At 39.8% G+C, this 24,883-nt stretch carries 25 protein-coding genes; 10 read left to right on the top strand and 15 right to left on the bottom strand.

Going from position 1 to position 24,883, the window contains the following annotated elements; genetic code table 11:
* The 11 genes from pfkA to rpe form a co-directional block, all read right to left on the bottom strand.
* On the bottom strand, positions 1–963 hold the full coding sequence (pfkA, locus tag L870_RS0101175; RefSeq protein ID WP_028516550.1) for a 6-phosphofructokinase: 963 nt from the start codon (positions 961–963) through the stop codon (positions 1–3).
* A gap of 150 nt (positions 964–1,113) precedes the next feature.
* Positions 1,114–4,521, bottom strand: a complete 3,408-nt coding sequence (locus L870_RS16285) for a DNA polymerase III subunit alpha (protein WP_037270719.1) — start codon at positions 4,519–4,521, stop codon at positions 1,114–1,116.
* A complete protein-coding gene (gene whiA, locus L870_RS0101165) occupies positions 4,511–5,434 on the bottom strand; it encodes a DNA-binding protein WhiA (protein ID WP_242836469.1) in 924 nt (307 codons plus the stop codon). The genes L870_RS16285 and whiA overlap by 11 nt, the downstream gene beginning before the upstream one ends.
* A gap of 8 nt (positions 5,435–5,442) precedes the next feature.
* Complete coding sequence (gene rapZ / locus L870_RS0101160; RefSeq protein WP_028516548.1) at positions 5,443–6,315, bottom strand: RNase adapter RapZ; 873 nt, start codon at positions 6,313–6,315, stop codon at positions 5,443–5,445.
* Between the two features lie 21 nt (positions 6,316–6,336).
* Positions 6,337–7,242: a UDP-N-acetylmuramate dehydrogenase gene (murB, locus tag L870_RS0101155; RefSeq protein WP_028516547.1), complete on the bottom strand. Its 906-nt coding sequence runs from the start codon at positions 7,240–7,242 to the stop codon at positions 6,337–6,339.
* 39 nt (positions 7,243–7,281) lie between these two features.
* Positions 7,282–8,241 (bottom strand): HPr(Ser) kinase/phosphatase, encoded by a 960-nt coding sequence (gene hprK / locus L870_RS0101150; RefSeq protein WP_028516546.1) that lies wholly within the window; start codon positions 8,239–8,241, stop codon positions 7,282–7,284.
* A gap of 40 nt (positions 8,242–8,281) precedes the next feature.
* Positions 8,282–9,484: a putative glycoside hydrolase gene (locus L870_RS0101145; protein WP_028516545.1), complete on the bottom strand. Its 1,203-nt coding sequence runs from the start codon at positions 9,482–9,484 to the stop codon at positions 8,282–8,284.
* 31 nt (positions 9,485–9,515) lie between these two features.
* A complete protein-coding gene (locus tag L870_RS0101140) occupies positions 9,516–10,088 on the bottom strand; it encodes an Rnf-Nqr domain containing protein (protein WP_028516544.1) in 573 nt (190 codons plus the stop codon).
* A complete protein-coding gene (locus L870_RS0101135) occupies positions 10,072–10,707 on the bottom strand; it encodes an Rnf-Nqr domain containing protein (RefSeq protein ID WP_028516543.1) in 636 nt (211 codons plus the stop codon). The genes L870_RS0101140 and L870_RS0101135 overlap by 17 nt, the downstream gene beginning before the upstream one ends.
* Entirely contained in the window at positions 10,700–11,692 is a 993-nt protein-coding gene (locus L870_RS0101130; protein ID WP_028516542.1) for an RnfABCDGE type electron transport complex subunit D, read from the bottom strand. The genes L870_RS0101135 and L870_RS0101130 overlap by 8 nt, the downstream gene beginning before the upstream one ends.
* Positions 11,686–12,345: a ribulose-phosphate 3-epimerase gene (rpe, locus tag L870_RS0101125; protein WP_028516541.1), complete on the bottom strand. Its 660-nt coding sequence runs from the start codon at positions 12,343–12,345 to the stop codon at positions 11,686–11,688. The genes L870_RS0101130 and rpe overlap by 7 nt, the downstream gene beginning before the upstream one ends.
* A gap of 199 nt (positions 12,346–12,544) precedes the next feature.
* Here rpe and sigK point away from each other — a divergent pair, with 199 nt between their 5' ends.
* The 4 genes from sigK (at position 12,545) to L870_RS0101105 (ending at position 16,309) form a co-directional block, all read left to right on the top strand.
* The gene (gene sigK, locus L870_RS0101120; RefSeq protein WP_051411326.1) at positions 12,545–13,228 is read left to right on the top strand and encodes an RNA polymerase sporulation sigma factor SigK; all 684 of its coding nucleotides are present in this window, start codon (positions 12,545–12,547) and stop codon (positions 13,226–13,228) included.
* Positions 13,229–13,303: 75 nt separating this feature from the next.
* Positions 13,304–14,206, top strand: a complete 903-nt coding sequence (locus L870_RS0101115) for an NAD-dependent epimerase/dehydratase family protein (protein ID WP_037270715.1) — start codon at positions 13,304–13,306, stop codon at positions 14,204–14,206.
* A gap of 124 nt (positions 14,207–14,330) precedes the next feature.
* Entirely contained in the window at positions 14,331–15,335 is a 1,005-nt protein-coding gene (locus L870_RS0101110; protein ID WP_028516538.1) for a DnaD domain protein, read from the top strand.
* A gap of 11 nt (positions 15,336–15,346) precedes the next feature.
* Positions 15,347–16,309 carry an ATP-binding protein gene (locus L870_RS0101105; RefSeq protein WP_028516537.1) on the top strand — a complete coding sequence of 321 codons (963 nt, stop codon included), beginning with the start codon at positions 15,347–15,349 and terminating at the stop codon, positions 16,307–16,309.
* 31 nt (positions 16,310–16,340) lie between these two features.
* On the opposite strand, the gene L870_RS0101100 is transcribed toward L870_RS0101105, so the two are convergent.
* Complete coding sequence (locus L870_RS0101100) at positions 16,341–17,615, bottom strand: hypothetical protein (RefSeq protein WP_028516536.1); 1,275 nt, start codon at positions 17,613–17,615, stop codon at positions 16,341–16,343.
* A 222-nt stretch (positions 17,616–17,837) separates the two neighbouring features.
* Here L870_RS0101100 and thyX point away from each other — a divergent pair, with 222 nt between their 5' ends.
* From thyX to L870_RS0101070, 6 genes are read left to right on the top strand one after another with little or no spacing between them, the layout of a single operon-like run.
* Positions 17,838–18,608, top strand: coding sequence for an FAD-dependent thymidylate synthase (thyX, locus tag L870_RS0101095; protein WP_028516535.1), 771 nt, complete (start codon positions 17,838–17,840; stop codon positions 18,606–18,608).
* A 15-nt stretch (positions 18,609–18,623) separates the two neighbouring features.
* Positions 18,624–19,514 (top strand): DUF2156 domain-containing protein, encoded by an 891-nt coding sequence (locus L870_RS0101090; protein ID WP_028516534.1) that lies wholly within the window; start codon positions 18,624–18,626, stop codon positions 19,512–19,514.
* A gap of 13 nt (positions 19,515–19,527) precedes the next feature.
* Positions 19,528–20,070 (top strand): DJ-1 family glyoxalase III, encoded by a 543-nt coding sequence (locus tag L870_RS0101085; protein ID WP_028516533.1) that lies wholly within the window; start codon positions 19,528–19,530, stop codon positions 20,068–20,070.
* A gap of 1 nt (position 20,071) precedes the next feature.
* Positions 20,072–20,632 (top strand): 5-formyltetrahydrofolate cyclo-ligase, encoded by a 561-nt coding sequence (locus tag L870_RS0101080; RefSeq protein WP_242836468.1) that lies wholly within the window; start codon positions 20,072–20,074, stop codon positions 20,630–20,632.
* Positions 20,625–22,100, top strand: a complete 1,476-nt coding sequence (gene mltG / locus L870_RS16280; protein WP_051411324.1) for an endolytic transglycosylase MltG — start codon at positions 20,625–20,627, stop codon at positions 22,098–22,100. Before L870_RS0101080 ends, mltG begins: the two co-directional genes overlap by 8 nt.
* Positions 22,100–23,317 (top strand): peptidase U32 family protein, encoded by a 1,218-nt coding sequence (locus L870_RS0101070; RefSeq protein ID WP_028516531.1) that lies wholly within the window; start codon positions 22,100–22,102, stop codon positions 23,315–23,317. Before mltG ends, L870_RS0101070 begins: the two co-directional genes overlap by 1 nt.
* A 35-nt stretch (positions 23,318–23,352) precedes the next feature.
* Here L870_RS0101070 and L870_RS0101065 read toward each other — a convergent pair whose 3' ends face one another.
* From L870_RS0101065 to L870_RS18210, 3 genes are read right to left on the bottom strand one after another with little or no spacing between them, the layout of a single operon-like run.
* Positions 23,353–23,748, bottom strand: a complete 396-nt coding sequence (locus L870_RS0101065) for a hypothetical protein (RefSeq protein ID WP_028516530.1) — start codon at positions 23,746–23,748, stop codon at positions 23,353–23,355.
* Between the two features lie 10 nt (positions 23,749–23,758).
* Positions 23,759–24,334, bottom strand: a complete 576-nt coding sequence (locus L870_RS0101060) for a biopolymer transporter ExbD (RefSeq protein WP_028516529.1) — start codon at positions 24,332–24,334, stop codon at positions 23,759–23,761.
* Positions 24,321–24,848, bottom strand: coding sequence for a MotA/TolQ/ExbB proton channel family protein (locus L870_RS18210; RefSeq protein WP_051411321.1), 528 nt, complete (start codon positions 24,846–24,848; stop codon positions 24,321–24,323). The genes L870_RS0101060 and L870_RS18210 overlap by 14 nt, the downstream gene beginning before the upstream one ends.
* Positions 24,849–24,883: the final 35 nt, after the last annotated feature.

Here is a 24,883-nt window from a genome sequence, read left to right as displayed (position 1 = left end):
TTAGAATGCAATTTCTTCAGCAATATGATGAAGCTTTTCATCATAATCCTTGTGCATTGAAAGTGCTTCCTGTATATCGTAATCAACGATCTTGCTGTCCTTGATACCAACAACACGATTGCCTATACCCTGCTCAAGAAGTTCAACAGCATAGTAACCCATTCTTGTAGCCTCTACTCTGTCTCTTACTGTCGGAGAACCGCCTCTCTGTACGTGACCGAGAATTGTTGATCTTGCGTCAATTCCTGTCTTTTCCTGAAGCATCTTGGCAATTTCATCTGAGTGTCCGACGCTCTCTGCAACGATAACAACAAAGTTCTGCTTGCCCTTTGCCTTCTTAGCGAGCATTGTATTTGCAATTGCATTTATATCATAAGGTACTTCCTTTGTGATGATATCTGTAGCACCGCAGGCAATACCTGTATTTACAGCGATATGACCTGCGCCGCGACCCATTACTTCAACAACAGATATTCTGTCGTGGGACTGGGATGTGTCACGGAGCTTATCAGCCATTTCCATAGCTGTATTCATAGCTGTATCAAATCCGATAGTATAATCTGTGCAGGCAATATCATTATCAATTGTACCCGGGAGACCTATACAAAGAACGCCCATTGCTGAAAGATCTGCTGCACCTCTGAATGAACCGTCACCGCCGATTACAACAAGACCTTCGATGCCGAGCTCATCAAGCTTAGCCTTACCCTTTGCAACGCCTTCCTGTGTTCTGAATTCAGGACATCTTGCAGTATAAAGAACTGTACCACCTCTGTGGATAATATCAGAAACGCTTCTTTCGTCCATCTTGACGATGTCGCCGTTTAAAAGACCAACATAGCCTCTGCGAATTCCGTAAACTTCCATTCCCTTGCTGAGGGCAGATCTTACGACCGCTCTTACTGCGGCATTCATTCCAGGAGCGTCACCGCCGCTTGTTAAAACACCAATTTTCTTGATCATACATATTCTCCATTCTGCACTTGGCATATATTGTTTAACCCGCAGGAAAACTGCGGCGTAATTCCATACTCTTATATTTTACTACTTTGTGTAAAAAATGTCAAGTATATTCCTTATTTTTTCGGATAAAACTATTTTTTGCCTGTTTTTTTACTGTATAAGACCTATTCTGCTGCTGCCGAATAACCTTTTCAAGGCTTCATATGACTCATTTGAAACATTAAGACTGAGTTTAGAGCGAGGCATAACAGTCTTTTTTATATCGGAAAGATAACAGCATACAGCTGTATCTCCCTTGTATTGTTGACAAAGCTCTATAAGCTCGGGAGAGATAGCTGTATCAGCTGAGTCTGCCTTAATGCAAAGTTTCATATTTGATACATGACGTTCAAACTCTGTTTCGGAGATGATCGTTCCGCACACGACAGTAACACGGTCGTCTTTTACAGATAATTTTCCGTTTATAAGCACAACAGCGTCTGTAACGAGTTTTGAACCGTTTATCATAAACAGATCAGGAAAAACAACTCCTTCTATCTCACCTGTTTCATCAGAAAAATTTACAAAGCACATTTTATCACCGTTTTTGGTAATATGAAGCTTTGTACTTTCAACAGAACAGATAAGCTTAACGCTTGCTCCGTCATTCATACCATCCTGAGCAATAATATCAGTTATTTTCTTGGCGTGAAGTATTTCCATCAGCCAGCTGTACGGTGTAAGAGGGTGACCGCTGAGGTACATTCCTGTTGCATCCTTTTCCATTGCAAGAAGCTGTTTTGTATCGTACTCCTGCTTATAAGGGATACGAATATTCATATCCGTTGTATCTTCACCGTCAAGGAAATTAAGCTGCCCTTCTATAACTCCCCTTGTTCCTGCACCTGTCATATCCATTATGGACTCATAGCTTTCCAGCATCTGCCTGCGATTCAGACCAAGTCCATCAAACGCACCTGCTTTTATAAGATTTTCAAGAGCCTTTTTATTAAGCTCTCTTCCTCCGACACGCTCACAGAAATCCTGTAATCCATAAAACATACCGTTTTCTGCTCGTTCGATAATTATCTTGTCTGCAAGTCCGCTTCCGACATTTTTTATTGCAAGGAGTCCGAAATACACCTTTCCATTAACATAAGCAAAGGCTTTATTACTTTTGTTTACATCTGGCTTCAGCACTTCTATACCATATTCTTTGCAGGAATTCAGATATTCTGCAAGTTTTGCGCTCATTCCCATTACACTTGACATAAGTGCTGACATATATATTCCACGGTAGTGATATTTCAGATATGCTGTCTGATATGCAAGATAAGCATAGGCTGCTGCGTGGGATTTGTTGAAGGCATATGAAGCAAAGCTCACCATTTCGTCAAATACAGAATTGGCAATTTCCTCAGAAACTCCATTTTCAGCTGCGCCTTTCAAAAAACTCTCACGCTCTTTCAGCATTACATCATGCTTTTTCTTTGCCATTGCACGCCGTACTATATCTGCATGGCCGTATGAATAGCCTGAAAGTTTTCTGCATATCTCCATTACCTGCTCCTGATAGACCATACAGCCATACGTATCTTCAAGAATATTTTTCAATAACGGATGCTTGTACGTTACTTTGTCGGGGTGTTTTTTATTCTCAATATATACAGGTATAGACTTCATGGGGCCCGGGCGGTAAAGAGAAATAATTACAATAAGATCTTCAAGTCTTTCGGGAACAAGCTCCATAACACGGGCAGTCATGCCATCGCTTTCAAACTGAAAAACTCCCTGGGTATCGCCATCAGACATCATTTTATATACGCCCTGATCGTCCGTAGGTATAGAATTTATATCGAAATCAGGTTCAGTACGGTGTATCTCATTCACTGTATCGCGTATAATTGTCAGGTTGCGAAGTCCAAGAAAATCCATTTTCAGAAGTCCGAGCGACTCGAGAACACCCATAGTATACTGAGTTACTACAGTATCATCATTACGCTGAAGGGGTACAAGATCACTAAGGGGGACAGCTGAAATAACTACTCCTGCCGCATGAGTCGACGCATGGCGCGGCATGCCTTCCAGTTGCTTTGCAAGCTCAATAAGCTTACGCACATCTCTGTTTGTATGATAAAGTGAGTCAAGCTCCTCGCTTTCCTTCAATGCTTCATCAAGAGTTGCGCGCGGATCTATTTCCTTCGCTGTCCTGTCGCATAACTGATAAGGAAGTCCGAGAACTCTTCCGACATCACGCACGGCAGCCCTTGCTTTCAGTGTATCAAATGCGATTATCTCGGATACATAGTCCTTGCCATATCGCTGAACTACATAATCTTTGACGCTCTGACGTCCCTCGATGCAGAAATCAATATCAAAGTCAGGCATACTGACTCTTTCGGGATTAAGGAAACGTTCAAAAAGCAAATTGAATTTTATAGGATCAATTCCCGTTATTCCTATACAATAAGCACATAAGCTTCCTGCACCCGAGCCTCTTCCCGGTCCAACAGGAACATTGTGTTCACGGGCATATCTGATAAAATCCCAGACGATAAGATAATAGTCGGTATACCCCATTTTGGTTATGACATCGAGCTCATATTCCATTCGCTCAATAACGTTCTTATCAGGAGATTCACCGTATTTCTCATACATACCTTTTCTGCAAAGCTGTCTGAAATACTCCTGATTATCTGTAACTCCCTCTATTGTAAACTTAGGAAGCTTTATATTGCCAAATTCAAACTCTACATTACATCTTTCGGCAATAGAGACTGTATTGGTAACGGCCTCTTCGTGTCCTTTGAATAGCTCAGCCATTTCATCTGCTGACTTTAGATAAAATTCATCTGACTCAAACCGCAGAGCATTTGGATCATCAAGTGTTTTTCCTGTCTGGATACAAATGAGAACATTCTGTATCTCAGAATCTTTTTTATTGATGTAATGACTGTCATTTGTAGCAGCAAGAGGAATTTTTGTCTCTGCCGAAAGCCTATAAAGAAAAGGAAGTATTTTGAGTTCATCTTTTATACCATGATTCTGCACTTCGATAAAATAATTATTCTCTCCGAAAAGATCACGATATTTCAATGCTACAGCCTTAGCTTCTTCGTAATGGCCGTCAACAAGAAGCCGCGGTATTTCGCCTGCAAGACAAGCTGACAAACAAATAAGACCGCTGTGGTATTTCTGCAATAGCTCAAAATCTACACGCGGTCTGTTATAAAAGCCTTCTATACTCGCAAGAGAAACAAGCTTTACAAGATTCTTATATCCCTCATTGTTTTCGCATAAAAGAATAAGATGATACGGCGAGGCATCAAGCTTTGGTTCACGATCATGTCTTGTTCTTCGTGCAACATAGACCTCACAACCTATAACAGGCTTTATCCCGGCTGATTTTGCAGCATTCCAGAACTCAACAGTCCCGTACATATTGCCGTGGTCGGTTATAGCTACAGCCGTCTGCCCGAGCTCCTTTACTCGCTCAATAAGCTTCTTTATGCGGCAGGCACCGTCAAGAAGACTGTATTCGGTGTGAACATGAAGGTTAACGAATTCATCATTTCTCATGCTTAACACCTCCGCATCTTATCTCGTCTGCAAGCTTGGCAAGCTTTTTAAATCTGTGATTTACTCCCGAGCGGCTTAACGGCTCACTGAGATTTTCACCGATCTCCTGCAAGCTCATGTCAATATTTTCAAGTCTGAGCTGCGCTACTTCACGAAGCTCATCAGACAAACTTTCAAGTCCCAGCGAACGATCTATAAGCTTGATATCCTCGATCTGCTTCAGAGCCGATTTTACCACCTTATCTATGTTTGCAGCATCACAGTTGGCTATTCTGTTGGCTTTATTCCTTATATCCTTATAGATCTTCATATTCATCAGTTCAAGTGTACACTGAGGCGCACCAATAAAGGTCAGCGTATCTTCAATTGACTCGCTGCCCTTGATATAAACTATATTCTGCCCTCTGCGAAGCATGGTCTTAGCGTTTACTCCTATATCGTTAAGCAGCATAAGGAGCTGCTCTGAAAGACTTTTTTCAGGGCAGGCAAATTCGAGATGATACTCCTTTGAAGGGTCATTCACACTTCCACAGGCAAGAAAAACTCCCGCTGTAAAAACTCCGAGACTATTGGTAGCAATAATCTCGGAGTCTATGACTCTTTCGTTATCTGATATTTTATACTTTTCAAAAACAGCAGCCGCAGCTTCGCCTTCTATATCATATGAATGCAAAACCGAACCGTTTTTGCGTATGTGTTCACTTTCGGAAAGCTCTGTACGAAATACAGCTTTAAAAAGGGCTTTAAAAAGCTCTGCCGAAGTTCCGCTTTCACTCTGAAAACATATCTTTTCGCGAGTAAGAATACGGCTGAACAGCAGCATTCCGTAAAGGCAGGCAAACCTTTTGTCCTTATCATTTACAGAGGAGCATATCTCATGTCTTACATCATTTGAAAATGAAATTTTGACCACTCCCTTTATCAGAATTTTCTGTCCTTAGCTATATCTCTGTGATACTTCTGTACTTTATACTCTTTTTCAATAAGATGATCTGCCATAAGCTCCGCAAAAGTAATAGAACGATGCTTTCCTCCTGTGCAGCCGAAAGAAATAACAAGCTGACTTTTGCCTTCAAGCACATAAAGCGGTATAAGGTAATCTATAAGATCAGTAAGCTTATCAAAAAGCTCCTTTGACTGATCAAAGCTCATAACATAGTCTCTTACGCAGCTGTCACAGCCCGTATGATTACGAAGCTCCTCGATATAAAACGGATTCGGCAGACATCTTACGTCAAAAACAAGATCTGCTTCAGTTGAAACACCATACTTAAAGCCGAATGACATTACTTTTATAATGAGAGAATCGGAGCTTTTTTCAAGGAACAGTCCTTTGACCTGTTCTTTAAGCTGAGATGAAGTGAAATTTGATGTTTCTATGTAATAATCAGCTATTTCTCTTAGCTGTGATAACTGCTCCCATTCATAGTTTATCGCATCATGTATATTTCCGTTGAATTTATCGGAAAGCGGATGCCGCCTGCGGGTCTCCTTATATCGTTTCAGCAGAACATCATGATTTGCTTCAATAAAGAGAACCTTTACATCTACATCGCTGCGGTTTTTCAGCTCCTGCCATGAGCGGAATATCTCAGCAAACATATCGCCTGTTCTGATATCAACTGCCACAGCTATTTTATTTATATCCGATTCGGATTGTCTGCACAGATCAACGAACTGTGTTATCAGCTTTGGCGGGATATTATCAATGCAATAAAATCCGATATCTTCCATTACGTCCATTACACTGGACTTTCCCGATCCCGACATACCAGTTACAATCAAAAGCTGCATGATATTCTCCTTTTAAAGAGTTTACTGAAGAATTACAGGCTCAAGCTCAAGCTGATAGCCTGTTTTTTCCTTTACAATAGTTTTTACCTTCTCGCAAAGTTCGAGTACGTCCGCACAGGTAGCGTACCCTTTATTTATAACAAAACCACTGTGTTTTTCGCTTACCATAGCCCCGCCGCAGGTAAGTCCTTTAAGTCCGCACTGATCTATCAGAAGCGAAGCATAGCTCCCCTCGGGGCGCTTGAAGGTACTTCCTGCACTCGGATAATCAAGGGGCTGTTTTGAACTTCTTTTGGCCATACATTCAGACATAGCCTTTTTTATATCATCCGAATTGCCGGATCTTAGTTCAAGAGTTACCGATGTTATGACATTTGAAGTTCCCGAAAAAATGCTTCTTCTGTATGAAAGCTGCATATCATCTTTACAAATGGTATGGAGCTCACAGTTTTCGTCTATATACTCCGCTTCAACAACAACGTCCTTCATCTCGCTGCCGTATGCACCTGCATTCATATACAATGCTCCGCCAACTGTACCGGGGATGCCGAAAAGATTTTCCATACCTGTAAGTCCCAGCTGCTGGGCACGTACACAAGCTGATGCAAGAAGAACGCCTGCATCACATTTTATGGTATTGCCGCTTATTTCCATATGCGAAAAATCGCTTCCGAAAAGAAGTATAACGCCATCATATCCTTCATCGGAAACAAGTACATTGCTTCCTCTCCCGAGAATACCGTATTTTATTTCGGTGGTCTTCATATACTTTATAAGCTCTGCAGCTGATCTTGCTGAATTGACACTGATAAGTGCCCTGCAAGGGCCGCCAAAGCGAAATGTTATATAATCACTAAGCGAACACTCAGGTGTAATTCTGCACCCAAGTGTTTCACAAAGCTTTGATAATTCATTGATGTCTATCATTATTTCCCCCTGGATCATTAAAAATGTAATTTTACGTTATCAGAACGCCTCATAATCACGAACTACTTCCTTAGGGTCTGCCTCCATTCCGAGACGGTTAAGAAGCTCACGGGCAGCATTATAGCCCATTTTCTTCTGTCTGTTATTCATAGCAGCAACTTCAAGTATAACAGCGAGGTTACGTCCAGGCTTTACAGGAATTGTAAGCGAAGGTATCTTTACGCCAAGAAGGCTCACAAACTCTGTATCAACCCCCATTCTGTCGTATACCTTTTCGGAATTCCACTGTTCAAGCTCTACCACAAGGTCGATCTTTTCTGTCATTTTAACAGCACCGATACCAAAGAGTCGTCTTGCATTTATAATACCGATACCACGGAGTTCAAGGAAATGTCTGATATTATCGGGAGAGCTTCCCACAAGGCTTATATTGGATACCTTTCTGATCTCAACGGCATCATCGGCAACAAGTCTGTGACCTCTTTTTACGAGCTCGATAGCAGTCTCGCTCTTACCTACGCCGCTTTCACCTGTGATAAACACTCCTTCACCGTATATCTCAATGAGAACACCGTGACGAGTGATTCTCGGAGCAAGTGTAAGATTAAGGAAAGCAATAAGACCTGCGATAAAATTGGAAGTACTTTCCTTGCTTCTGAGAAGTGGTACCTCATATTCCTTTGCAAGCTCAAGCATTTCTGCAAAATAAGGGAGTTCTCTTGTTATTATAAGGGCAGGGATACGCTGAGCGAAAAGGAGCTGAAGGCGCTCTCTTCTTGTCTTTTCGTCAATAGTTGAAAGATAAGCAAATTCCATTTTACCGATGATCTGGATACGCTCGGGGTTAAAGTATTCATAAAATCCCATAAGCTGCAATCCCGGACGGTTTACATCATTCTCGTCGATCATAAGTTCATTTGCATCTTTATGGATATAGATTGCTTCAAGCTTGAATTCGTCGATCAGCTTCTGAAGAGAAACTTTAAAATTATCTGCCATAATAAACTCCATTCTCCGATTATTTATCGGGAATTATTTTTTAGCCGAGCACGTAAGAATCGAACCCGTATCCGACTATTTCATCCTTTGCATCAAGAAGATCCTGTGTACTCAGAGTTTCACCCGAAACTCTGACAGCAACATTAAAATCTTCAACATCCTCGCTTACAAGATCAAGCATTTTCTTCACATTATCAGCAGGTGTTCCGTTAAATTCGTAGACTGTTTCATCTGTATAAACACCATAGCTCAGTGTATCAAGATCTATATTGAGGATCACTGAGTTTACCTTCAGCAGCATTGGCTGAAGTATATCTTTTTTTCCTTTAAGAAGATCAGAGGCATTGACCTCAAGCATCATAGAAGAGCCTTCGTTCATTATGGTTTCGTACATCGTATTTGCAGCCGAAGTAAGAACCATATATCTGTCAGCACTTACTACCTTATCTCCAAGATACTCAACATCGCTCGGTCTGAAATCAGGGAAAATAAAATCATAGCATACGACCTTGTCAAAGCCTGCCTCTGCGACCTCTTCAACAATATCATTGTTATAGTTTACAGCACCCTGTGAAAAAGGATTCATCCATGGCTTGCCGCCTGCTTCAACACTATTGTCTATCCACTGTGAACCGTCCTCGACCGTAAGATAACTCATATCACGGAAGTAATTTGGCACAACATTGTCGTAAAATGTGCTTACAGTCGCAACAGGCTTATAACCTGCCGAAGATATTGCAGAAACAATATCACCGAGCTTACAATCGGAGCGGACAATACCCGAAGAATTCGCATAATAATTATTTGTTGCGTAGTAAATATCTCCGCCGCTGACTTTAAGCGGAACTTCAATGTATTTTATATCCTGATCCACGGGAACACGCTTCAAAGCAGCTTTTACAGACTGCGCATCTGTAATATCAAGAGGATCAAGTGTAAATGCACGATATTGCTCCGCACTTGGTACAGTCGGCACAGGCGAAGTAGTTTCTTCCTCAACAGGATTGCCGTTTTCGTCCGTCGGTGTCTCATTCTCCGAGACAGTTGATGAAGGCGTGGTATTATCGCCTTTCTTTTTTGAATAGTTTATCAGAGGTTCAGCAACACTGTACCCGATAAAACCTATTCCTCCGATAAGCAGAACTGTCAGACCTACTGAAAAAGCTTTTCCAACGGGACTTTTGCCATAGTAATTCTTTTCTTTGGTCTTATAGATCTTCCTACCTTTATTTTTGAACTTCATTAATTTACTCTCCTATATCAGTATATTGCGATCATTTAAGCGAATATACTGCCATTGATATAATTCCAAGATATACAAGCATTGCAGGAAATCCTCTGAAAGCAGAAGGTACCTTTGATGAATTCAGTTTCCTGTAGGCTGCTGTAAGTATAAGTGCTGCAATAATAAAGCCTATTCCTGCTTCAAAACCGGCAGAAACATATTCTCCAAGTTCAAATAACGAACTATCCATTGCTGCTCTTTTATTTATTGTAAAAAGCGTACCCATAACTGCACAGTTGAATGCAGATACATGGATATATTTTCGGAAATCCTCAAAATAACTTCTTCCTGCAAAATAAACTGCTGTAAGCAGAAGTACATAGAGTATACCGATGATCAAAGTATAAAAAAGCAGTCTAAGATCAGAAAGAGCTGAAGGCAGTGCAGCATCTATACAGTACGCTGCTGCTGAACCGATAGTAGTAAACAGTGTTATAACACAAGCTGTTCCAACAAGATTTTTCCTGCTTCCTGCTGCAATAAATATTGTACTTGTTCCCAGAGCCTGTGACAATATAAGGTTTGCAGCAAGCAAAGTAATAAGATCATTTATCAGAAACACTTGCTTCACTCCTTAACTGTTTGTCATTTTTTGATATAAGCGAACGAATAAACCTATATACCCCGCACATAAGACCGAGGAATATAAATCCGCCGAAGGGCTCTGAAAGTCCGTTTATAAGCGTATTAACATCAACGATCTTACTGTTTATAGTACCATATGCAAAAAGCTCACGAAGGAATCCCGTTAATAGCATAACAGCATCAAAGCCTATAATGCAGAATATAAGCGAGATCATCATATCAAGCTTTTTCATTTTGAAGAACTTTGCTTCCGTCTGAAAAACTATCAGTGAATTGACTGCAAGAAGAGGATAATATATACCTATTCTTTCAATAGAATCGGGATAAAACTCCTCTGCCGCAAGCTTTACGGGAATGTAAACCGCTGCCGAAATAAGAGCATAAATAATTATCTTTGCAGTATATGGCAGTTTCTTCGGAACAAATGAAGAGATCAAAACCGCCAAAAATGTAATGGCTGAAAAAGCATATATAAGTGCCAGAGCATTCCTCAGTGTATCACCGCATATTATAACGGGTGAAATGACCATAAGTCCAGAAAGTACGATATTGTCGTGAAGAACACCGCCGAGGAGATTTTTTCTGTGACTATTCATCTGCAGCTATCTCCTTCCTGTCAGCTACAGCATCTAATGCTTCGGACATATCGGCATTATGCTCTGATGCTGCCTTTTCTATTCTCTTTTCAAGATTTTTAAATCCGAGTGCAATAGGCGTAAAGAGTACAGAAACAATAACTATAGCGTTTTCCTTAGCGGCTGTGACAACAAGCACATATGATATAACTCCTATGAACAGCCCATAGAAAAAGGCGTAATAATTTCTTTTAGGCGCTATCCTTATATCGGAAACAATATATATAGCAGCAAAAAGCACCATATTCATAACAAGAGAATATTTCAGTGAACCTGCTCTTGAATTTATCATCGGTGTCACGCAGGCAAAAAAACCTACACCGCATACCGTACCGATAAATGCACCTGCTGAGATACTTCTTCTGAAAATAAGAACTATAGCTGCTACAACAAGAAGCAGTATGCTCACAGCGCCGCAGGGACCACTGAAATTACCCAATAAAATTTCAAAATCTGTATGATCCACATTTCCTGTCATATTAAAATTGTGAGATGCAGAGTTGACCAGTCCTGTCGGTGTATCAAATATACCTGTCTTAACGTGAGGCTCAGTATATTGCAGAAGCTGATGCCCCCATGAAGTCAGAACAAATACATACGCGGCAGCCGCAGGTGAAAAAATCATGTTCAGTCTCCCGCCAAAAACATTCTTTGCAACAATAACAGCAAAAAGTACAGCTATTACTGCTACCTTATAATCCATTACAGCAGGAAACATCAGAGCAATTATCATAGCATCGGAAGTGCAGGTCAGGTCGTCAGCTGTAAAGCGGCGATTCATCATTCTGAGTGATATTATCTCTGCAATAACAGCCGTACATACGCAAACTCCCGCAAGTGCAACAGAACGAATACCATAATAAAAATACGACATAAGTTCAAGAGTAAGAAGAGTTATCATAATGTCAAGCCAGATAAGGCGTTCTTTTCTTGCTTTTTTCAGCATAACTCGCCTTCCTTGAGAACAGCAGCTGCTGTCTTCATATCATCTGATGCAAAAAGATAACTTCCGGAAACAAGCACGTTTGCTCCTGCATTTAAAACTATAGATGCAGTCTTATCGTTTATTCCGCCGTCGACCTCGATATCAGTTTCAAGGCCAAGAGAATTTGCCTTTTCTCTTATTTTGCGTATCTTATCAACAGTTTCAGGCATAAAGCTCTGACCGCCGAATCCGGGTTCAACAGTCATAACAAGTACCATATCAAGGTAAGGAAGATATTCAAAAACATCTTCTGCAGGTGTAGCAGGCTTTATAGCAAGTGCAGTCCTTATACCGCATTCCCTTATAGCTTTTATGGTTTCCATTGTATCACTCTGGCTTTCAATATGAAAGGATATCATATCCGCACCAAAATCAGCAAATTTTTTTACATATTTTAACGGATCAGCGATCATAAGATGAACATCGAGTGTCATATCGGTCGCTTTTCTCACCTGTTGAAGAACAGGAAGTCCGAAAGTGATATTATTGACGAATATGCCGTCCATTACATCAAAGTGGAGCATATCAATATCACTTTTTTCAAGTTTTCTGATTTCATTTCTAAAATCGAGCATATCTGCACTAAGTACAGATGCCGAAACATAGTTTTTCAATTTATCACTTCTTCCGCAATTTAAACGCCTGTTTCATGAGGCGATGACAAATCTTTCTAAATCCATACACTATTATTATATAATATTTATCGCAGAACGTCAATATACTTATATTGTTTTTTATTTTATTTTTTTCAGGCACTATAATGCACAAGCATCAATGCATATTATTATCTATATCACATCGGAGGTAATTGATATGCTTATAGGTATTTTACGTAATTTATTCTTTTTTGCTCTGCACATTGATAATACGTCAGTATTTCCGAAGCCATTATCAGGAAACGAAGAAAAAGAATGCTTTCATAAAATGGCAAACGGAGATAATTCTGCCCGTTCAAAGCTAATAGAACATAATCTGAGGCTTGTGGCTCATATTGTAAAAAAATATGCCTCAACAACCGACGAACAGGACGAACTGATCTCTGTCGGAACTGTAGGACTCATCAAGGCTGTATCAACATTCGATCATACTAAAGGTGCAAAGTTCGCTACATATGCCAGCAGATGTATAGAAAATGAAATACTTATGCAATTCAGAGCTGCAAAGAAAACAGCAGGCGATGTATACATTAACGAACCTGTTGAAACAGATAAAGACGGTAATTCCCTGACACTTATGGATCTGCTCGATGACGGGATAGATATCCATGAACAAGTAGATATTCTTATACGTTCACGACAGCTTTACAGCTTTTTGAAAGAATGTCTTGATGAGCGCGAATTTGAAATAATCGTCTATCGCTACGGATTATACGAAACTACGCCGCACACGCAAAACGAGACCGCCAAAAAGCTTTGCATATCGCGCTCCTATGTATCAAGGCTTGAAAAAAAATCCATCCTTAAATTAAAGAAAATGTTTGACAGTAATGTACTTTAAAGAGAATTGTGCTGTATTGCACGATAATAAGATCTGTGGTATAATTTATGTAATCTAACCTTCAGGAGGAATATCATGGATATACTTGTAACAGGCGGTACTGTTTTCGCAAGCAGATATACTGCCGAATATTTTTCAAAACTCGGTCATAAGGTATATGTGCTGAATCGCGGAAGCAAAACTCAGCCAGAAAACGTTATACAGATAATTGCAGACCGTCATTCTCTCGGCAATATCCTAAAGCCATTTCACTTTGATGCAGTTATAGATGTGACCGCATACAATGCAGATGATATCAATTCTCTTCTTGACGGTGCAGGAAGCTTTGACAAATATGTCTTTATAAGTTCAAGTGCAGTATATCCCGAAACTTTACCGCAGCCTTTCTGTGAAACAATGCAGATCGGTCAAAATTCCATCTGGGGGAAATACGGTACTGATAAAATATCTGCCGAAAGCGCTCTAAAAGCACGTGTTCCAAATGCATATATAATCAGACCGCCTTATCTTTGCGGTCCCATGAACAATCTTTATCGTGAAGCTTTTGTTTTTGAATGTGCCGAACAGGAACAGCCTTTTTATCTGCCTAAAGACGGCAGTATGAAGCTTCAGTTCTTCCATATAGGCGATCTTTGCAGATTGATCGAAAAGCTTCTTATTTCAGGTAGTTCAGAGCATATATTCAATACAGGATATCCTACCGCCGTAAGTATCAAGGAATGGGTCACGCTCTGTTACAACACCGTAGGAAAAACACCTGTTTTTAAATATGTCGGCTCTGAAATTCCGCAGAGAAGCTACTTTCCTTTCTATGATTACTCATACGTTCTCAATGTTGACCGTATGAGTAATATTATCAGCGATCTTACTCCTTTGCCTGAGTCTCTTCGTCAGTCGTATGAATGGTTCAGAAACAACCGAAACTTTATTATCAGGAAACCGCTGCTCAATTTTATAGAAAGCGAGTTAAAAGACTAATCTAATAACATTATAAAAGAAAAATGCACTATTCAGCTATCATTTGATTGTACAAATTGCACAGTGACATCTTTCAAAAAATATGTTATAATGTTTCTTACAGTGTTTTTTGGAGGTGTATTCGTTGGAATATAAAGTTAACTGCGGCATATGGGGAGCTATGTTCGGTGTTCCCATAATTGTTGCCGACAATTTCCTCAAATTGGCTTCAGGCGATCAGATCAAAGTATTGCTGTACCTTTTGAGATGTTCAGGAAAAATATGTACAAGTGAAGAAATATCAACGAATACAGGTGTTACAGTTCAAGCCGCAGAAGACGCTGTGCTTTTCTGGCAGCAGGCTAATGTTATAACTCCTCAGGGGACAATTTCTCAAGCAGCTGCAAATCCAATAATGATACAGCCGAATACAAACGAAGTCCCCGATGCACAGATCGAGTCTTCTGCTCAGCCATTTCAGCAGCCTATTGCAAATGCTCCTGATCATAAAGCAAATCTCAGCGGCGGAGAGATTGCTGAGATAATGAAGGAATCTCAGGATATAAGAGATCTTTTCAAGGTTGCCGAGACTATTATCGGAACACTGAAAAACAGTCAGATGAATTCAATAATCTGGATGTACGATCATTTGGGATTGAAAAAGGAAGTTATCATAATTCTTCTTACATACTGCGCTTCGATAGAAAAGACCAATACTGCCTACGTTGAAAAAATCGCCTCTGCATGGGCAGAAAATGATATAAACACTATGGAAGCTGCTCAGGACGAGATCCAAAAGCGCAACGCTGCAAAGGACTATATTCTCAGCATTATGAAAAAATTTGAAATGAACAGACGTCCTACTGCAAAGCAGGCTGAGTTCATTGAGCAGTGGAAAAATGCCGGCTTTAATCTCGAACTTGTACATTACGCATATGAAAAAACTATAGAACAGATCAATAAATTAAGCTTTGATTACATAAATAAAATACTGCTTTCTTGGCGTGACAGCGGCTTTATGACCGTTCAGGACGTAAAAAACGCCGAAAGCGATTTCAGAAAAAACAAAAAAACTGCTCCTTCCAAAAACGACGCTAAAGACGCTGATGTGGAAGAGTACGAATCAATTATAAATCAGTTCTTATACTGAGGAGGTAGAAAATGGACAGCTCTATTTTTGATAAAGCTCAGTCTATATTAACAAACAGACGCATGAAGGCTGTCAGCGAAAATGAACAGCGCATAAGTGAAGTAAATAAAAAAATACCTCAGATACGTGAGATAAATGAGGTGCTTTTCAATACGGGAAAAGAGCTTATTTCAATTATTTCCAATGGAAAAGGAACAGATGTAACAGACAAGATTGAGCAGCTGAAGCAATATAATCTCGGTGCACAGGCAATGTCACGAAAAATCCTCGCAGAAAACGGATATCCCGAGGATTACCTCGATATGCACTACACCTGTCCAAAATGCAGTGATACAGGATATAACGGAAATAATTTCTGCGACTGTTTAAAAAGCCTTTGCGGTAAGCTTGCGGCTGATGAACTGAATAAAACCTCTCAGCTCAGTCTTTCCGATTTTGAAAGCTTTTCTCTTTCATATTATTCAGGTGAAAACTATATAGCCATGAAAAAAATATTTGAATACACCATGCAGTATGCTTCAACTTTTTCACAAAACTCCAAAAGCATACTTATGTTCGGTCAAACAGGTCTCGGAAAGACCCACCTTTCACTTGCTATTGCAAATAAAGTCCTTGAAAAAGGATACAGTGTCATATATGATTCAGCGATCAATATCCTGAGAAACATCGAAAAAGAGCATTTCAGCTATGAGCACTCCTCTGAAATGGTAGATCTTGTAATGAATACCGATCTTCTGATCCTTGATGATATGGGCACAGAATATGAATCCCAGTTTTATAACGCAACTATATATAATATCATCAATACACGTCTTAACTGCGGAAAACCTTCGATAATAAGTACAAATCTGGATTTTGCAGGCATTGCACGCAGATATGATAAACGCGTTGTTTCACGTATCGTCTCCATGTATTCATGTCTTGAATTCAAAGGCGAGGATGTTAGACTACAAATCAGAAAAAACAACATATAAAAAGGCTGCCTTTACGGCAGCCTTAATTTTTTTATTCAGTATCATAATTGAGCTTGAAAGGAGAATATCTGCTGTATGCTGTATTGTTCTTCTTAACAGCAAAGCCTTCTGCTATTTCCTTCATCATATCCTGAAAATCTTTGTAATAACGCTCACTGAGAAGCGAATTGATATTATCCTCGCTCCAAAGATCATCGTCTGTCATACGCTCTTTGATATCAGCCTTGATAACAATATATATCGTATTGTCATCATACTGGTACTTTTCAGCCTTGTAATCTGTGAGCTTGTTGAAAATATAATCGTTGTAATCCTGCTGTGACTTCTTAGCAGCTTCCTGATCAGCTGAAAGTGTAGTTGTTGTGGTATTGGAATCGTCACTTTCCTCAGCAACTGTAGTTGTATACTTTGTTACAAGCACCTCATTTGCATAAGGATCTGTTGTAGTTGTGGTTGTTGTTTCGTTTGAAGCAGCAGTAGTTGTTGTCGTAGTAGTTGTAGTTACTGTCTCACCTGCTTCCTCGGCAGCCTTTGCAGCAGCTTCAGCTGTACGCTTTTCAACATACTTATTGTATTCCTCTTCGCATTCATCTATCTTTTGAAGCTTTTTAGCATTTGTGGTCTCAGAATTGATATCCTTAACATATTCGTCAGCCATTTTGTTGAGTGTACGCTTTTCATCAGCATCATACTCCTCGCCTGTATCATCAAGAAGGCTTATTGTAAAATACTTGACTCTTGTTGTCTTATCCTGATAATACTTTTTGAGATCGTCTTCTGAACAGCCCTTTTCTGCGTCGATTCCGTAGTAATGCTCGAAAATAGCCTCTGACTTATAAGAATTCTCGATTATTTTTCTCAGAGATTCTTCACCGACGCCATTAGCGGAAAACATTTTGCTCGCGCTGTTTGCGGCAACAATGTTTTTAACTTCTGCCAGATCATCTGAAGAAAGCTCTCCGCCGATCTTTTCAAATTCCTTTTCGTTTGCAACAAAATCCTTACAAGCCTGTGTTGCCTGATCCTGTATCCATTCAACAGCACCCTTTGATTCAAATGTTGCATTCTTGACATCTTCTAAAGAAGGCATCTGTCCGTTCTTTGAGTAAAGCTCATACTGTGCAGTATTATAAGCATATATCTCATTATAAATAAATACGCCTGCGGGTACTTCATATCCATCAACAGTAAGAGCTGTCTGAGAACTCTTTCCGAATGTAATTGCCTCAGGTGCGCCGCAGCTCGAAGAAGCAGCAGCAAGTGCGAATGCCGCAGCAGCTGCAGCAAACTTGTTAAACTTATTCATCTGTAAATTCCTCCGATATAATTGTAGATTCCAGATACTGTTTTATTATACTACATTTTTTTTAATTTGTCCATAGTAAAATGAAAAATTTTTCCTATTTATCACGAAACTATCTTATTAAATATATTATCTTAAATATTTTTATGTTATTTCCTTGACTTAATGGCAAATAAATGATACAATAATTGTATATGCTTTATTTTAATAAGGAAGGTGTCTGTATTGAACGTCAAACTTTTATCGTATACTCCCGACGCTGAAAAACTTATCGCTACAGCTGCCAAGCTTTGCTATTCAAGCAGCGATATAGAAACTCTCAGAGATGGTCTGACTGATGAAAAGGTAGAAAACTTCATTGATATGATAGTTTCCATAGGCCACGAAAGTGTTACGGAACATGTTTGCTTCACTTTTGGCATCGAAGGTATTTCGAGAGCTTGTTCACACCAACTTGTCAGACACCGTATTGCTTCATATTCTCAAAAAAGTCAGCGTTACGTAAACGAAAACGGATTTGAGTTTATTACCCCACCTGCTATAGAAGAACTTCCCGAAGCTAAGTCGGAGTATGACAGGGCTATCGCTGATATATCGGAAAGCTATGCAAAAATAGCAGAACTCCTTACAGAAAAGCATACAAAAGAATTTATTGCTCAGGGACTCGATGAAAAAACAGCGCGTTCAAAGGCAGTGAAGCTTGCAAACGAAGATGCTCGTTTTATTCTTCCAAATGCCTGCGAGACAAAGATCGTCGTAACTATGAATGTCCGTTCACTCTTCAATTTCTTTCGTCATCGCTGCTGCAACCGCGCACAGTGGGAAATTAGAGCTGTGGCAAATGAAATGCTCAGACAATGCCTTGAAGTTGCTCCCCATGTCTTTGCTCATGCAGGTCCTTCATGTGTTGCTGAGGGAAAATGTCCCGAAGGAAAAATGACCTGCGGCAGGATAAATGAAGTTAAAGAGTATTTTTCAGCCATGAAAGCAAAATGATCCAGCGGAGGAACAATGCTTGAATTCAGAGATATTGACATCAGAGATAAAGACAGAATAACAACTGCACTCAGAAAGTCACAATTCATGGGATGCGAATACAGCTTTTCAAATAATATGGCTTGGAAAAGACTTGGCGACTCAAAAATCTCTTTCTACAAGGATTTTTATATCTGCTGTTCATTCAGGTCAGAAGATGGTATCCCCCGTTTTTTCTTTCCTTCAGGTGAAGGTGATTACCATGAAGTCATTTCTGAAATGCAGAAATATTCCGAAAGTCTCGGAAAGCCTCTCAGAGTTGCGGGTATTACTGAAAAAACACTGAATATGCTGGACGAAGCTTTTCATGACCGCTTCTCGGTAACAACTTACGATGGTGACTGGGATTATATCTATTATGCTCATGATCTTATAAGCCTTTCGGGACGGAAGTACCACAGCAAACGCAATCATCTGGCGCATTTCAATGAACTCGGTGCTGAATTCAAAATGATGACGGAAAATGATTTCAATGACTGTATAACATTCAGTGCCATTGAGTATAACAATAAATCTGATAATAACGATCATTCGTATATAGCCGAGCAATACGCAATAAACACCTATTTTAACTATTTTCATGAACTTGATCTTAAAGGCGGTGTTATACGTATAGACGGCAGAGTCACTGCATTTACTATAGGAGATCAGCTCAATGACGAGACCTTTTGTGTTCATATTGAAAAAGCTGATACGCAATATGACGGCATCTATGCAGGTATAAACAATTGTTTTGCCAAAGAAGCCGCCACACAATATAAATATATCAATCGTGAGGAAGATCTCGGGATAGAAGGACTGCGCAAGGCAAAACAGTCATATCACCCGGCGTTTCTTCTAAAAAAATATATTGTAACTTTTAAATGAAAGGATAAATAAAATGATATACGTCTTTCTTGCAAACGGATTTGAGGAAACCGAAGCTATCGCTCCTATTGATCTGCTCAGACGTGCAGGCAAACAGGTCATAACCGTAGGCGTTGGGGATAATATAATCACTGGCTCGCACGGTATACCTGTTGTAACAGATACAATAGCTCAGGAAGCTCCTCTTACAGATGAACTTGAAATGATCGTCCTCCCAGGAGGTATGCCGGGCACTCTTAACCTTGAAAAATCTGAATATGTTCAGGCAGCAATAGATTACTGTGTTTCAAACAATAAATTCATCGGTGCTATATGTGCTGCACCTTCAATACTTGGTCATAAAGGACTTCTCAAAGGCAAAACAGCCGTATGCTATGAGGGATTTGAGACTCAGCTCGACGGTGCGGAAATCGGAACTGGCGGAGTTGCCGAAGACGGCATATTCATTACCGCAAGAGGCGCAGGAGTTGCCGTTGATTTTGGTCTGAAGCTTGTAGAAATGGTTCATTCAAAAGCAGAAAGCCAGAGACAGCGTAATGCTATTTTATGTGACTGATATGGATAGTAAAAAAGAACTAAGAAAAGAATTTTCTCACCTTCGAGCGGAGATCCGTGATAAAGTCTCAAAGGATCTTGATATCACGGAAAGACTGCTCTCAGAGGAAAAAATTGAAGAAGCCGATAATGTATTGCTCTATGCCTCTTTTGGTTCGGAAGTAGATACGTATCTGCTTATAGATAAGCTTATTGAAATGGGTAAGAACGTTGCTCTTCCGAAATGCGATTCCGAACGTTCAATGACTTTTCATCTCATTGAATCAGTTGCCGATCTCCATGAAGGTATGTACCGTATTCCCGAACCTGACAGTGCTCTCCCGATGCCTGTTATAACTGATAAAACTGTCTGCATAATTCCCGGGCTCGCCTTTACCGAAGAAGGCGGAAGACTCGGATACGGCGGAGGCTACTACGACGAGTTTATTTCTGAAAATCCCGATATTTTCAAAATAGCTCTTTCCTATGAAGAACTCATCGTCAAACAGCTTCCTCTTATGCAGCACGATCTTGTCGTAAATCTTATTGTAACTGAAGAAAGGACGGTGCTCTGCAATGGCTGATAACAACAATAACGATGTTATCAATGATATACTCAATCAGCTGGATCAAGCCAAGAAGGCTAATGAAGCAGAAGCAGCAAAAAAAGAAACAGAAATAGAAGAAGAGGCTACAGAGATAAAGCCTGAAATACCTGTCAAAAAATCTGTATCTCATGCAAAAGAGCCTGAGATGCCGGTAAGAAATGCTCATGTTGAAAGAAGGCAAGAGCCTGAACATCAAAGAGTGGAACATCCTGTTCCTCCGCCTGTCCAGCAGGAAGAATTTCATCAGCGCAACACAGCGGCTGTAAAGCGCAATAACGCTCACCACAAGAAAAAAAAGAAGAAAAGAAGCCGTTTACCCGGTGTTCTTATCCTTACTGTGTTTATATTTGCAGTTTCAATATGTCTTTCTCTTGTTATAATCGCATTTGGCAGAGATATGTTCGGTATCGGCAAGAGTGATAATATAAAGCTTATCAGCGTTCCCGAAAACGCAACTACCAAAGAGATATCAGAAATCCTTTACGATGAAGGAATTATCAATTCACCAAAATGTTTCCAGCTTTTCACTAAATTCAGAAAATCTGCGGACGTTTATCTTGCAGGCGAACATTTTGTAAGCCCAAGCATGGCATATGAAACGATCATAAACAAGCTTACAAGTGTTGAAGAAGAAAATCAGAAAGAAGCGGTTTCAATAACATTCTATGAAGGCATTACCCTTTATGAAGCAGCTGATAAACTTGATGAAGAGGGCGTATGCAAGGCTGACGATTTCCTCTTCAATTTCAACGCAGCAGGATATGGATTTAATTTTGAAAATTATCTTTCAAAAGATACTAATACTCTGAAATTTACTGAAACACGTATGGAAGGCTATCTATTCCCTGATACTTATACATTTACTAAGGATATGGATGCGGAAGAGGTGTGCCAGAAGATATATTTCAACTTTGATCAGAAAATGACCAGCGACAGACTGGAAAGAATGGCTAAGCTCAATCTTTCGCTTGATCAGCTCATCACATTTGCTTCTATAGTTCAAAAGGAAGTTGCTGATCGTGCGGAAATGAATCATGTTGCAAGTGTATTCTGGAACAGACTTGAAAATACTGAGGCTGAAACAGTTGGTATGCTCCAGTCAGACCCAACAAAGAATTACTCTGAATTAATACGTTCACACATGGAAGTTATAAACAAGGATATCATCAATGCTTATGACACATATGTAAGCAAGGGACTCCCTCCAGGACCTATATGTAACCCGGGATTGGAGGCTATAGACGCAGTTCTTGAAAAAATGCCTTCTGATGACTATTACTTTATTGCCAATATCTACACAGGTGAAACTAAGTTTGCCAAGACAAATGATGAGCACGAGCAGAACAAGGCTATAATACAGGCTGATCAGGAAGCAGAAAAAGAACGCCGTGAAGCAGAAGAAGCAGCTGCTGCGGCAGCCGCTGCCGAATCGGAGGAATATTGATGAACGAACTTGAAGTTCTTGCCCCTGCGGGGGATGAAGAAAGATTTTCAGCTGCTCTGAACTACGGTGCAGACGCTGTTTATCTTGGCAGAAAACAATTCGGTATGCGTGCATCACCGCTTAATTTCGAATTTGAGCAGCTCTGCAAAGCAGTAGAAGCCGCACATTCAAAAGGTGTTAAGGTATACCTTACCTGCAATACCCTGCCACGAAACTCAGAGATCCCCTTCTTTGAAAGATTTGTAAAAGAAGCGGTAGATGCAAAGATCGATGCACTTATAGTAGCTGATATCGGCTTACTGATGCTTATAAAAAAATACGCGCCTGATATGGAGATACATATCTCCACTCAGACGGGTATCGTAAACTATGTTACAGCACGTGAGCTATATAATATGGGCGCAAAAAGGGTTGTTCTTGCAAGAGAGCTTTCTCTCGATGAAATCGCTGAGATACGTGCCAAAACCTCGCCTGATCTTGATATTGAAACATTTGTACATGGTGCAATGTGCGTTTCATTCTCAGGCAGATGTCTTCTTTCACAGTATCTTGTGAACAGAGATGCAAACCGAGGTGAATGTGCTCAGCCCTGCCGCTGGGGTTATCACCTTATGGAAGAAAAACGTCCGGGAGAGTTCTTCCCCGTTTACGAGGACGAAAAAGGTACTTATATCCTGAACTCAAAGGATATGTGCATGATTGAACATATTGACAAGCTTGCTCAGGTAGGCGTAAAAAGCCTGAAGATCGAAGGTCGTGCAAAATCAGCTTATTATGTTGCTGTTGTGACTAACGCCTACAGAATGGCTGTAGATCATTATTATAAAGATCCCAATAATTTCGTTCTTCCTGACTGGATAAGAGATGAGGTCTATAAAGTAAGCCACAGAAAATACTGTAACGGTTTTTTCTTCGGAACTCCCGAAGAGTCACAGTATTATGAAAACAGCGGATACATCAGGAATTATGACGTTGTAGCCGTCGTTGAAAAGTGTGAAAACGGAACGGTTTACTGTACTCAAAGAAACCGTTTCTTTGCTGGTGATACAGTTGAATTGCTTGCTCCGTCACAGAAGCCTGTAGAAATGAAGCTTGACAAGCTTTATGATGAAAATGGCGAAGAGATCGAAACAGCAAATCACGCAATGATGAACTTCTCATTCAAATCGGATATCATATTCCCTACCGGTACAGTTATCCGTAAAGAAACAAAATAAATATGGGCTGATACATTTTGTATCAGCCCTGTTTTTTACTTTTCTGCCTTTTTAAAGTTGTTGTAACCAAGCTCCTCAAGCTTATCTGTAAGCTCATCAACTGTATTCTTTGCAGCGGTATCATCAGATGTAATAGTTATTTCAGCATCTTTATCAAGCTTGCTTATCTCGGCTGCAAGCTTATCAAGCGTTAATTTCTCGTTGTTGTAAAGATAATCGTTTCCCGATACAGTTATCTCCGCACTTTCCAGCTGCTTATCTTCTGCTGTTGTGGTTTCCTCTGGTTTTGTTGTTTCACTTACAGATGTATCATTTTTATTACTCTTACCTGAATCCTTGCCGAAACCGCCAAAGCCTTTGAAATGCAGGAACGCCCATATAGCTAAAGCAATCAAGGCTGCAAATAATATAAATCCTAATAACTTTTTCATTATAAAAACCTCACTTTGATATATTGATAGATGTAAAATATAAACCTTTATAATCACGCTGTAAATTTATAACAGCATTTTCGATAATCGGAACAGCTTTTGCGGTACCATAAGAGCTGCCATCATATGTGAAAGTTGCAATTATTACATCATCACTTTCATAGCCTGCCTTTTTTATACACGCCTTCAGCTCTTCCTTCAATTTAGCTTTATCATTTGAACTTATTTCATCAAGCTTTTTATTGCCGGATAAAACACTTAATGACCATACATCGCCGCTCTCAACTTCATGAAGATTAAAAGCAAGTCCATTTCCTTCATTATAAGCGCTCAACGCCTCCTGATTGGCAGCTGCATTTGAATCTGCGGCAAGAATACGTTCCCATTCCTGTGATGCCTTCTCGCGCCATTCCTGCTGTTCTTTTGCGTTCTCCTGCTGCATCTCGGTATAAGAAGCTTCTGCGGCTTTTGCCTTTTCTGAAACACTCTCAACGTCAATAGAACTATACAGCAAAAAGAAAAAAAGAATTATCATCGTTATATCAAGAAGCGATGTAAAATCAAGAATTATTTCACGTATCTTCATTGTAATCGTATCCTCGGCGTTTCTGAGACTGATCAATACCGCTCTTTCTGAGTTTCTTTATAAGTGCCAGATGACGCTGTATAAGGTCTTCAACATCTGCGAAAAATATGGAATTGATAATCTTGAAAGTAATAGCGAATATTATTCCCCACGTTGTAGATGTAAGAGCATCAAAAAAGCTGCTTTTCGCATTGTTGATTGCCTCGGCATTTGTCATATCAAGCCCAAGCAGTGCAAAAACAGTACCGAGCATACCGAGAAGCGGGAAAATAGAGATGAGTGTTATAAAAAAAGTATAATAGAAATTTATTTTTCGATAATTATCAAAGATCTTATCTACTTTATCAACATTATACGGATCATCACTTGTTGCTTCCCAGTCATATATCTCACTGTCCACCGATTTTCTGCATTGTCTTACTTTATAACATACAATAGCTGTAACTACAGCAGCAATACCAATATACAGATCTGATGAAAAAATACTTTGTATCAATTTAGCGATAATACTCATTTTATCACCTCATTTTTTATTATACAGCATAAAAC

Source organism: Ruminococcus flavefaciens ATCC 19208, assembly GCF_000518765.1.
In the GTDB taxonomy this organism is placed as follows: Bacteria; Bacillota; Clostridia; order Oscillospirales; family Ruminococcaceae; genus Ruminococcus; species Ruminococcus flavefaciens.
This window is presented reverse-complemented; position numbering and strand designations above follow the sequence as displayed.